The sequence below is a fragment of the Chloroflexus sp. MS-G genome (assembly GCF_000735195.1).
Lineage (GTDB): Bacteria > Chloroflexota > Chloroflexia > Chloroflexales > Chloroflexaceae > Chloroflexus.
This window is the reverse complement of record NZ_JPIM01000013.1, coordinates 49,936-59,929: the sequence shown is the minus strand read 5'-3', so window position 1 is coordinate 59,929 and position 9,994 is coordinate 49,936. Positions and strand designations below refer to the sequence as shown.

11 protein-coding genes are annotated in these 9,994 nt (G+C 54.2%); 5 read left to right on the top strand and 6 right to left on the bottom strand.

The window, feature by feature from the left end; genetic code table 11:
- From JE47_RS0104080 to JE47_RS0104065, 3 genes are all read right to left on the bottom strand, one after another.
- Positions 1-1,104 (bottom strand): RNA-guided endonuclease InsQ/TnpB family protein (locus tag JE47_RS0104080; protein ID WP_031458521.1); only part of this gene is annotated, 1,104 nt, incomplete at its 3' end.
- Between the two features lie 18 nt (positions 1,105-1,122).
- Complete coding sequence (locus tag JE47_RS0104075; RefSeq protein WP_442856906.1) at positions 1,123-1,752, bottom strand: IS607 family transposase; 630 nt, start codon at positions 1,750-1,752, stop codon at positions 1,123-1,125.
- A gap of 287 nt (positions 1,753-2,039) precedes the next feature.
- Complete coding sequence (locus JE47_RS0104065; protein WP_031458519.1) at positions 2,040-2,702, bottom strand: hypothetical protein; 663 nt, start codon at positions 2,700-2,702, stop codon at positions 2,040-2,042.
- A 183-nt stretch (positions 2,703-2,885) separates the two neighbouring features.
- Between JE47_RS0104065 and JE47_RS0104060 the strand changes: the two genes are divergently transcribed.
- Positions 2,886-4,223: an amidohydrolase gene (locus tag JE47_RS0104060; protein ID WP_031458518.1), complete on the top strand. Its 1,338-nt coding sequence runs from the start codon at positions 2,886-2,888 to the stop codon at positions 4,221-4,223.
- Positions 4,224-4,484: 261 nt separating this feature from the next.
- On the opposite strand, the gene JE47_RS21925 is transcribed toward JE47_RS0104060, so the two are convergent.
- Together JE47_RS21925 and JE47_RS0104050 are read right to left on the bottom strand one after the other, a co-directional pair.
- Complete coding sequence (locus tag JE47_RS21925; protein ID WP_173424541.1) at positions 4,485-4,649, bottom strand: hypothetical protein; 165 nt, start codon at positions 4,647-4,649, stop codon at positions 4,485-4,487.
- Between the two features lies 1 nt (position 4,650).
- Positions 4,651-4,842, bottom strand: coding sequence for a hypothetical protein (locus tag JE47_RS0104050; RefSeq protein WP_031458517.1), 192 nt, complete (start codon positions 4,840-4,842; stop codon positions 4,651-4,653).
- A gap of 255 nt (positions 4,843-5,097) precedes the next feature.
- Here JE47_RS0104050 and JE47_RS0104045 point away from each other — a divergent pair, with 255 nt between their 5' ends.
- The 3 genes from JE47_RS0104045 (at position 5,098) to rimO (ending at position 8,038) form a co-directional block, all read left to right on the top strand.
- The gene (locus tag JE47_RS0104045) at positions 5,098-5,907 is read left to right on the top strand and encodes a helix-turn-helix domain-containing protein (protein ID WP_031458516.1); all 810 of its coding nucleotides are present in this window, start codon (positions 5,098-5,100) and stop codon (positions 5,905-5,907) included.
- Between the two features lie 17 nt (positions 5,908-5,924).
- Positions 5,925-6,422, top strand: a complete 498-nt coding sequence (locus JE47_RS0104040) for a YajQ family cyclic di-GMP-binding protein (protein ID WP_031458515.1) — start codon at positions 5,925-5,927, stop codon at positions 6,420-6,422.
- 245 nt (positions 6,423-6,667) lie between these two features.
- Positions 6,668-8,038 carry a 30S ribosomal protein S12 methylthiotransferase RimO gene (gene rimO, locus JE47_RS0104035; protein WP_031458514.1) on the top strand — a complete coding sequence of 457 codons (1,371 nt, stop codon included), beginning with the start codon at positions 6,668-6,670 and terminating at the stop codon, positions 8,036-8,038.
- 49 nt (positions 8,039-8,087) lie between these two features.
- Here rimO and JE47_RS0104030 read toward each other — a convergent pair whose 3' ends face one another.
- Positions 8,088-8,513 (bottom strand): BlaI/MecI/CopY family transcriptional regulator, encoded by a 426-nt coding sequence (locus JE47_RS0104030; protein WP_031458513.1) that lies wholly within the window; start codon positions 8,511-8,513, stop codon positions 8,088-8,090.
- Positions 8,514-8,701: 188 nt separating this feature from the next.
- On the opposite strand from JE47_RS0104030, the gene JE47_RS0104025 reads away from it, so the two are divergent.
- Positions 8,702-9,739, top strand: a complete 1,038-nt coding sequence (locus JE47_RS0104025; protein WP_031458512.1) for a polyprenyl synthetase family protein — start codon at positions 8,702-8,704, stop codon at positions 9,737-9,739.
- The last annotated feature ends 255 nt before the right edge of the window (positions 9,740-9,994 follow it).

The following is a 9,994-nucleotide window of genomic DNA, read 5'->3' as shown; positions in this document are numbered from 1 at the left end:
TGTTCGATCGCTCAACGTCAGCGCCTCGTTCTTCCAGCCACAAATGGAGCACAGTCGGCTACTTGGATACCAGCGATCAGCAATAACCAACCGCGTTCCGTAGCGTTTCGCCTTGTATTCCACCTGCGAGCGCAACATCCCAAAGCCCACGTCAGAGATGGCGCGAGCGAGCTTCTCGTTCGCGAGCATCCCCTTGACGTTTACATCCTCGATCACTACCGCTTGGTTTTCGCGGCAGAGTCGAGTCGTGAGCTTGTGGGTGAAATCCGCTCGGAGATTGGCAAGGCGGGCATGCAGCCTTGCCAATGTCGCAGCGGACTTTCGCCGGTTGTTCGATACCGGCAGGCGCGTTCCTTTGGGCAGGCGGGCATGGCGTCCAAACCCCGCCATCTCTTTGGCGGCTTCCAGCTTGCGGCTGAGACGTCGGCTACGGATGTTTAGACGACGCAGCGCTGCGTTGAGCGGCTTGGGCGCCTCAACGACTTCACCGCTGGAGATCGTTGCGGCAGCCTTGATGCCCAGGTCGACGCCGTTGACCTCGTGCGACGTGCGACGCCGATAGCATTGCGCATCAGGCACTTCGACCTGTATTGCCACAAACCAACGATCCGCCGTGCGCGAGACCGTCGCGCCCAGTATCTTTCCTTTGAATCGCAGTTCCTCGGTCATGGCGACTTCGCCGATCCTGGGCAGACGGATCGTCTTGCCCATCAGAGTGAACTTGTCGTTGGCCACATAAAAGCTGTCGCGGCAACGGCCCTTTTTCTTGAGCCGTGGTTCGTGCGCTTCTTTGCCCTCCCTGAGGTCGGCGAAGAACCGTTCCCATGCGTTGGCAAGATTCCTGAACGGCTGGGCGTGGGCATCCCGGTGAATGTCTTGCAACCAAGGCCGGCCGCTCTCATCGAGCCACTGCGGGTCGGTGTACTTGATGGCGTTGAACTGTTTTTTGAGCGCCATGGCGTTTGGCCTGCCGCCTGCTGCGTATTGCCTGTTCCACTCATTGAGCGCCCAGTTCCAGACACGCCGCGCCGTGCCGCAGGCGCGCTTGAAGTAGTCCACCTGCTCAGGAGTCGGACAAAGGGCGATCTTGTGGGTTAGTTGCATCGTTTGGCCTTCTTAGCATTACTCATGACTCGCATCCTGTTTCAGCGCTGCATCCACCTGCTTTCGATCGTTCCTCACACCGTATCGCCGAGACGAACAACCGTGCACGATGGTCATCACGTCTTGCACCATTTCCGGTTCGGGAGACAGCCGTTCCTGGGTGAGCACCAGCACTGCGCAGCCATGGGTTTTGGCGTCATGTTCGAACCACTCAACGCCGAAACGGGTGAGGCGGTCCCGGTGCGCGAGGATCAGCATCGTGACGTCCCGTCGCCCGATCTCGTCCATACGGGCCAGCAACCGCTTGCGCGTGACGTTCAGCCCGCCGCCCACTTCCTCGATACACTCGACCCCCGCCAATCCCTTCGCCACCACGACCTCTTCCAGCACGTTGCACTGATTCGCCAGGTCCGGCTGCTGTGCCGCACGCGATACCCGACAGGAGGCGACCAGCGTGGGTGGCGCATGGTTCGCCTGCCGCAAACCGATGACCGCACGGATCTGCGTCTCAGGGGAGAGACGGCGGTTGCTGTCCGTTCGGGCCACCGGAATCAGCCTTCCTTCGCGTTCCCAACGCTGCAACGTCTTGACCGAGACACCAAGGAGTTGTGCGGCTTTCCCTGTGCGCATGGTGTTTTCCGTGAGCACCATCATACACTATCGCGTACTAGAAGTCAAGCTAGAGTCCGGCTCCCTGGGTGTAAGTGGATGGGAGGGTAGATGTGCTGATCACACGTGCGCCAATTTCCTCGCCGTCATCAGGTGCGTGGCTTGAGCCTGGTGGATCAGCACACTGCCACTCCCCGCCATGATGATGATCAAAATCAGTGAGCCAACAGGGATTTGACTATAGCCTATCGTCAGCACGGGATTTGGACGGTTTGGAGACTTGCTCTTCTCCTGCACGCTTCTTCTCTTCCCGCTCTCCTCGCATCCTATCCTGATCGTCGGCCCTCGCGGGCAAGTGTGCGTTGGAGTGTCTGCCATTCGCCGATCAGCGTCGCTGCCTGCTCATTGGAAAGCTGGGCAACCGATACTTGAAACCGACGCTGCGCTTCAGTATCAGGGTCAAGACCGAGATCACGGGCAAGCGAGGCAATGGCCGCACGTTGCTTCTCTGAGGCTGGCTGACCGGCATAACGTGCCCGCTCTTCAGCGATGGCAACCCGCTGCTGTTCATCACTCAACCGCTTCAATTCATCGATAAATGCAGAGGCCTGACCTTTGTTAAGCGAGACCAGATCATACCCGTGCTGCTGAGCAAAGCTGGCTAATTGTTCGCCAGACCAACCCAGAGCTTGCTGGAGTGCTGCGATGAAATTGCGCTGACGTTCACTGGCCGGTGCATCAGGATCACGGACGGTAATGGCAGTCGCGACGGTATGCTGTTCGCGGATGTGGGCAATCTGTTGCTCAACTGCCTCTCGCTGACTGCGAAAAATGCGCCAACCGAGATCGACGGCCTGCTGTACCATCTGATCGTCGGCGTCAATTGGGAGAGTGATGGTTTCTTCAATCGTGATGAAATCGTCACCTAGTTTGATAGCAGTTCGATAGGTGCGTGTAACGCTGCGTTCGCTCTGGGGTTTGGCCGGCATATAAGTTCCCTCCGACTTTCCGTACCGATTCGTCCCGTAGCGCCTGTTCCCTGTCGTGATACAGTGCCGGCGCTATGGCTATTATAGCACAAATGTTCAGTTTTGCAAGTGGTTGTCAATCTTGAAATTTCCGGTTAGAATAGTAACAATATCCGATGTGCTCGCAATGTGACGTGAAGCGCTATGTACGATCTTTTAATTCAGCACGCCAATGTTCTCCAGGTCGCCAATGGCATTCCCTCAGTCTTGCCCCAACACGACATTGCGATTGTCGACCGACGTATCGCTGTCATCGCCCCTGAGATCAGTCCTGGTCTCGCCCGTGAAATCCTGAACGCCAACGGTCAACTCGCCATTCCCGGTCTGATCAACAGCCATGCCCATACTGCGATGAGCCTGTTTCGAGGTGTGGCCGAAGATGTACCGATTGAAGAGTGGTTTAACGGTTATATCTGGCCGTTGGAAACAAATCTGACCCCTGAAGACGTATACTGGGGAACGTTGCTCGGCCTGGCCGAGATGATCGAAGGTGGAGTAACGTGCGTTGCCGATCATTACTTTATGATGGATGCGATTGCCAGCGCCGTGCAAGAATCGGGAATGCGGGCACTGCTCGCGTGGACGATCTTTTCTGGCGCCGATGAGCAGCAACAGATCAGTACCGCTCGTCAGTTTGTCGAGCAGTGGCACGGAGCGGCTAACGATCGCATTCGTGTCTGGATGGGTCCGCATTCACCGTATACCTGTACTCCATCGTTGTTGCAGCGTGTCGCTCAGACGGCACGTGAGTTGGGTGTGGGAATCCATATTCATCTTTCTGAAACGGCAGCGCAGGTAGCACAAAGCATTGCCACGTATGGCCGTTCCCCGGTACTGGTAGCGCGTGATGCCGGTCTGTTTGATGTTCCGGCATTGGCTGCCCACGTAGCCCACGTGTCTGCTGACGATATTGATACCCTGGCTACCCACGGTGTTGCTGTAGCCGTTACGCCGAAGACCGAAATGAAGCTTGGGATTGGCGTAGCTCCGACGCTATCGTTACGTTCGGCAGGTGTCACCGTCGCACTCGGTAGTGATGGTGCGGCCAGCAATAATACCTATGACATCCTCGAAGCGGCTCGTCTATTAGCTTTGCTCGAAAAGCTGCGTCACCATGATGCCCGCTGTATGCCGATTGGTACTGCTCTCGAACTGGCGACGGTTGCCGGGGCGCGTGCTCTCCACTGGGATGGGATTGGCGTCTTGCAGGTTGGTGCGCATGCCGATCTAGCGCTGGTAGAATGCACAACCGCCCACACCCAACCGCTCCATAATTCGGCAGCAGCATTGCTTTACAGCGCTCAGTCGACTGATGTTACGACGGTAATCATCGACGGGCGGATTGTAATGCGTGATCGGGTGTTGCTAACTATTGATAAGCCGCGGGTATTACGAGAAGTCGCTGCACGGGTAGAACGACTGACCCGACGCCAGACTGAACGCCGAATCGCGGTGTACCCTGAATTGACTGCTGACACGTAGCGTTTGTCGGAAAGATGTCTCTTGTCTGAGAGCGACTGGCACCCTGTCTGAACTGTTGTCTGTCATACACCATCGTGTCAGGTTAGGTTGCCCAAACAGTGCTTCCAGCCCCTTTACCCTCTTTACGGAGAGCGTAAAGGGGAATTTTGGAGCAGAAAACCGCCGGCAAGGTTTGTTCAGACGCACACTCAGCGATGTTGGTTCCGAAGACAATATATAGCGCGAAGAACGATGTTGATTTTCCCGCTGCTGAGTGACAGCCTATTTGATGAATGTCGCTATGCCGCTAATAATGCTGCTGGCCAGGATAATCACCAACCCGTGCAGCCACAGCGGGCTTTCGGCCAGCATCGTTTGCATAGCAAAGGCGGTAATCCCCACGATCACACCCAGAATGATCGCTTCTCGTTCACGTGGACTAAACATACTATCGCTCACGCTCATCAACATCACGACCTTGATCAAGCGAATAGCTCCCATAATCCTGTGTGGGTGGTTCGGCAGCTTTTTGTACGATAACACCGATCTGCACTAAAAACCAGAAGATTCCTGACCCAATAAGTGCGATGACGATCAGTCCGGCAATAAGTATTACGATGAAAAATAGCGTGCTGAGCATGATTCCCTCCTTACTGCACCTACAACATTCAGGTTGCAACCAGATGAGTAAACATGTGCGGTGACGCTCGTTTGATTGACATAGAATGTACGAGGAAAGCACATACCATGTTTCATTGTACATTTCACGTCTCAGTCAATTGTTTGTTGGCGAACCATCTAGTTGTGGTATACTGTTGCCGGATATAAGCATCTAATATCACCATACCATGGGGGAGGATGGTAAAAAACCGGTGGTGCGATAGAAGGAATCGGTATGAGCGAGTTGGGCGCGCGTCTCCGACGGGCGCGAGAGGCAAACGGTATATCACTGGCTCAGGCAGCGGCTGATACTCGTATTCTCTTGCAATCGCTGCAGGCGCTGGAAGAGGGTGCATTCGAGCGGTTACCCAGTGATGTTGTTGCTCGTGGTTTCATTCGCAATTATTCACAGTACCTTGGGCTGCCCGTCGATGAAATGATCGAACTCTACCGACGCGAGCGCGGTGCTACTGACAAAATTCGGATCGTGCCTGCGACACATCCGCCCCGTACTCGCATGTATGTTCTACCCAGTTTTTTTGCCATTTTTTTCATTACCCTGGCATTGATCGGTCTGGCATACGTTGGCTTGAGCGCCCTTGGGCAAATTGGAGAGCGAGCAACACCGCCTGCTGCTGTTGCGCCATCACCAACAATTGTTCCACCCTCACCTTTACCAACGCCTGAACCACCACCAACTTCCGTAAGCATACCAACCTCTTTGCCAGCAACGCCGACCGTGCTACCTACCGTACCCACTACACCTGAGCCGACGCCAACGCTCGCAGCTCCCATTGTGGTTGAGATACGAGTACCCGCCGTTCGTGGGAACGAAAATTCCTGGGTGCGGGTACAGGTTGATGGGACAACGGTCTTTGAAGCTATCATGCGCGCTGGTGAACAACGCACGTTTACGGCTCAGCGCCGTGTCTTTATTCGGGCCGGTAATCCGACAGATGTTGAAGTAACGGTCAATGGTCTTCAGCAAGGGCCGCTCGGTACGGTGCCTGGTCAGCCGGTAAACTGGTCGTGGCCCCCGAACTAATCTCTGGAGTACGAACAATGCCAGCAGAAAATAGCTTTGATATAGTCTCAGACTTCGACCAACAAGAGTTAGTAAATGCGGTTGATCAAACGTTACGCGAAGTGCAGACTCGCTATGATCTGAAGGATGCCGGTGTAACGATAACGCTCAGTAAAACCGAACTGGTGATCGAAGCTGACAGTGAAATGAGCCTGCGTAGTGTCCGTGATGTTTTAGAGACGAAGGCACTGCGGCGTAAGTTGTCGCTCAAAATCTTCGATTACGGTAAACCAACCGATGCCAGCGGTGGTCGGGTGCGGCAGGTGGTTACTTTACGCCGTGGTATTGACAGTGAGTTAGCGAAAAAGCTGAGCAAGATGATCCGCGAACGGTTTCCCAAGGTTCAGCCCCGGATTCAAGGTGACGCACTGCGCGTGGTAGGAAAGAGCCGCGATGAATTGCAGGCAGTTATTGCGTTTCTCCGCGAACGCGAAGGTGAGATTCCGGTGCCCCTCCAAATGACAAATTACCGCTAGCGGGTGTTCGCACATGTGCGCTGTTGGCCTGGATCGCGAGTCGATGAACCGCATGGTCGGCAGCGCTCATCTTCTCCAGCGTTTTTCTGGATTCTTTAGTGGATGCCGCTATCGATTGCTCAGAACAGGACACTATCTCGTCTATGGTGTGTACATCCGAATGACAAGTCGATCTATAATGAAACGAGGTTGATGATCAACGATGTTAGCATTATTCGTGGTTATATATCGAAGAGAACGCCATAATGAAATATCATATTGTGACGCTGGGCTGCCCCAAAAATGTAGTGGATAGTGAAGGCATGGACGGCCTGCTCAGCATGCAGGGCCATCAAGCAGTTGCATCGGCTGATGAAGCTGATGTTGTTATTGTTAATACATGTAGCTTTATTGCTGCTGCTCGATCAGAGACACTTAGTGTCTTAAAAGAACTGGCCAGCCGTAAACAGCCCCATCAGCGACTCATTGCAGCCGGGTGTATGGCTCAAAGTCACCCGCAAGAAATTACGGCTGTGCAAGGAGTGGATGCAACGATTGGCACTCAACAATGGACACAGATTAACGCGCTGGTTAGCCAACTCGATCAGCCGGTGATCCCACTGACGCCGGGCCAAACGGCTGTGACCATTCCCCTCATACCGACGTCATCGAACGGTCGACCGACATCGTATGCCGATTGGCGTACCACCCAGATTCGACGTACACGCCATACACCCTCGGCGTATCTCAAAATTTCAGACGGTTGTAATCTGCGCTGTGCTTTCTGCACGATCCCCAGTTTCAAGGGCGACATGCGCTCGAAGCCGGTCGGTGCTGTATTGGCCGAGGCACAAGAGCTGGTTGCGCAGGGAACCCGCGAAATTATTCTGGTTGCCCAGCACCTGACCGATTATGGTCGCGATCTAGGTCTGAAGGACGGTCTGGCTGTGCTTCTGGATGAATTATGCCAGGTTTTACCGACAGACATCTGGATCAGGCTGATGTATGCGTACCCCCACGGCATCAGCGAGCGGCTCATCACTACGATGGCTACTCACAAACAGATTTGCCACTACCTCGATATGCCGCTCCAGCATGCCCATCCAGCCACCTTGCGGCGCATGCGACGACCACCTGATACTGACCGAACGCTCAAACTCATTGCTGAACTCCGGGCGGCGATGCCTGATATTGCTCTTCGCTCGACGTTTATTGTTGGTTACCCCGGCGAAACGACGGCTGAGTTCAATGCACTCCTCGAATTCTTGCAAACGGCCCAACTCGACCGCGTTGGTGCATTCCGCTATTCACGTGAACCGGGTACACCGGCAGCCGAACTACCCGACCAGGTGCGTCCACAGGTTATCGAGCGACGATGGCACGAATTGATGCGCCTACAACAGCAGATTTCGTTTGCCCGTAATCAGCGCTGGATCGGGCGCACATTAACGGTGTTGATCGAGGGGAACGGCAGCGCCGACGATGGCAGTCAGTTGAGCGTTGGTCGATCATTTCGTGATGCACCCGAAATTGATGGTCAGGTCTTTGTTTGGGGCCATTTTCCTATCGGGCAGATAATAACTGTGCGTATTACGCAGGCTGCTGAGTACGACTTGTGGGGTGAAGCAGTTGGATAATACATTGGTGGTGCAGATTATTGCACCACCAACGAATTGGTTGCACCGATCACTTCGTACCGTTTAATCGCCGACTAATCTCTTGTTGCAGACGGCGTAATTCAGTAGGATTGTTCTTCGCCAGATGATCAACCATGTAAGAGATGGCTGCATCACTGTAATCGTCGAGCAAGCCATCGATGACCTGCTGAACAATCATATTAACAAATTCGTCTTCGGAAATTACGGGGGTGTAGACATACGCCAACCCATCGCGCTCACGTTGTAACATACCCTTATCGGCGAGACGGCTCATTGTCGTCATGACGGTTGTGTATGCAATATCGCGCTGTTGGGCCAGTTTACGATGAACCTTCTTCACTGTGCTCGCGCCCTCTTTCCAGAGAATTTGCATAATCTCGGTCTCAAGCGGCCCCAGTACCTTGACAAGACCATCTTTCATCGGACTGAAGCGGAAGCGTAGGTTGAATGCCATAGTACACCCCTTTTCTTGAGTTAACGGTAGTAGATAGCTCATACCCTTCTGAAAGCGAGTGTACGGCGCAGCAAGCAGTTCGAGAAGAGGGAAACATTACACAGTGATGACAGGTTGGTAGTACTATAATCCGCTTTCTATACGATATTGTGTCGTATAGACAATAGAAAAACTGTAAACAATTTGCAATGTCTATGATAACAGAAAACGACGTTCGTTACCAGATTCAGGCGGAAATGCGGGCAGCATTTCCGGTGGTCGAAGGACGGCTAAGCCGGTTTTACGCGATGCAGGAATATCATCTGGGTTGGCGAAACGAAGATCTGACACCCACAACTGCCGATCCAGGGAAGCTGATCCGTCCACAGCTTGTGTTGTTGGCCTGTGCTGCTGCTGGTGGTGATCCACAACAGGCCCTACCGCTGGCAGCCGGTGTACAGTTGTTACACGATTTCTCGCTTATCCACGACGACATCGAAGACGACAGTGCCATGCGGCGGGGGCGGCGTACCCTCTGGCACATCTGGGGGTTGGCGCACGGGATCAACGCCGGTGATGCAATGTTTGTCATTGCGCACTTGGCCATTCATCGGCTGAGCGATCGTGGTCTGCCAGCCGAGCGAGTGCTGACGATCCTCCGTCGGTTTGATGAGATCATCTTACGTATCTGTGAAGGTCAGTACCTTGATCTCAGTTTCGAGGGTGATTTGAGTATCTCACCCGCTGATTATCTGACGATGATCGGTGGTAAGACCGCAGCACTTATTGCCGGTGCTGCTGAACTTGGTGCTCGCGCCGCTGGCGCTACCGAAGAGACGGTCACGGCGCTAGCCGATTTTGGTCGTGCAGTGGGGTTGGCGTTTCAGATCGAAGATGATATTTTGGGTATCTGGGGAGCGCCAGAACAGACCGGTAAGCCGTTTGCCGCTGATTTATACCGCCGTAAAGTGAGTTTACCGGTTGTGCATGCACTGAGTCATAGTCCTGATCGCGAGCGCTTGGCCGAACTCTACCGCCAGCCTGTGCTCGGTGATGATGCGGTGAGACAGGTGCTGGCCATTCTTGATGCTGCCGGATCACGATCATTCTGTGCTGTTATAGCTAACGAACACCATCAGGCCGCCTTTGCCGCCCTTGATCGCCTTTATCCACCTACCGCAACCGCCGCTGCAGCCCGCGACCGTTTACGTGCCCTTGCCCAAAGCCTGATTGGCCGTCAGTATTAGGGTGTAGGTTTTTCAAGGGTCTTTTCCTGTCTGGTAGGAGGGCAGCAGAAGGAGAAGCGAGAGAAATAGGAGCGGGGGTAGCTTTTACCCCTGCTTCCCTCTTCCCTTCCTCTTGCTCTTGCGAGGTGGAATGGGAAAAGGTGAGAGTTTTCCCTAGTAGATACTGGGGTGAAGGTGAAGGTGCAGCCGTGCTGTGGCGACGTGCGCTGACTTCCACGTGAATTTATCGGTTGGTGCATCCTCACTTGCAAGAGA

What these genes read in the sequence shown, in the direction of transcription:
- JE47_RS0104065 (WP_031458519.1), bottom strand. Translation starts at nt 2,702, where the DNA reads ATGCCGGCCAAACCCCAGAGCGAACGCAGCGTTACACGCACCTATCGA.
- JE47_RS0104060 (WP_031458518.1), top strand. Translation starts at nt 2,886, where the DNA reads ATGTACGATCTTTTAATTCAGCACGCCAATGTTCTCCAGGTCGCCAAT.
- JE47_RS21925 (WP_173424541.1), bottom strand. Translation starts at nt 4,649, where the DNA reads ATGTTTAGTCCACGTGAACGAGAAGCGATCATTCTGGGTGTGATCGTG.
- JE47_RS0104050 (WP_031458517.1), bottom strand. Translation starts at nt 4,842, where the DNA reads ATGCTCAGCACGCTATTTTTCATCGTAATACTTATTGCCGGACTGATC.
- JE47_RS0104045 (WP_031458516.1), top strand. Translation starts at nt 5,098, where the DNA reads ATGAGCGAGTTGGGCGCGCGTCTCCGACGGGCGCGAGAGGCAAACGGT.
- JE47_RS0104040 (WP_031458515.1), top strand. Translation starts at nt 5,925, where the DNA reads ATGCCAGCAGAAAATAGCTTTGATATAGTCTCAGACTTCGACCAACAA.
- rimO (WP_031458514.1), top strand. Translation starts at nt 6,668, where the DNA reads ATGAAATATCATATTGTGACGCTGGGCTGCCCCAAAAATGTAGTGGAT.
- JE47_RS0104030 (WP_031458513.1), bottom strand. Translation starts at nt 8,513, where the DNA reads ATGGCATTCAACCTACGCTTCCGCTTCAGTCCGATGAAAGATGGTCTT.
- JE47_RS0104025 (WP_031458512.1), top strand. Translation starts at nt 8,702, where the DNA reads ATGTCTATGATAACAGAAAACGACGTTCGTTACCAGATTCAGGCGGAA.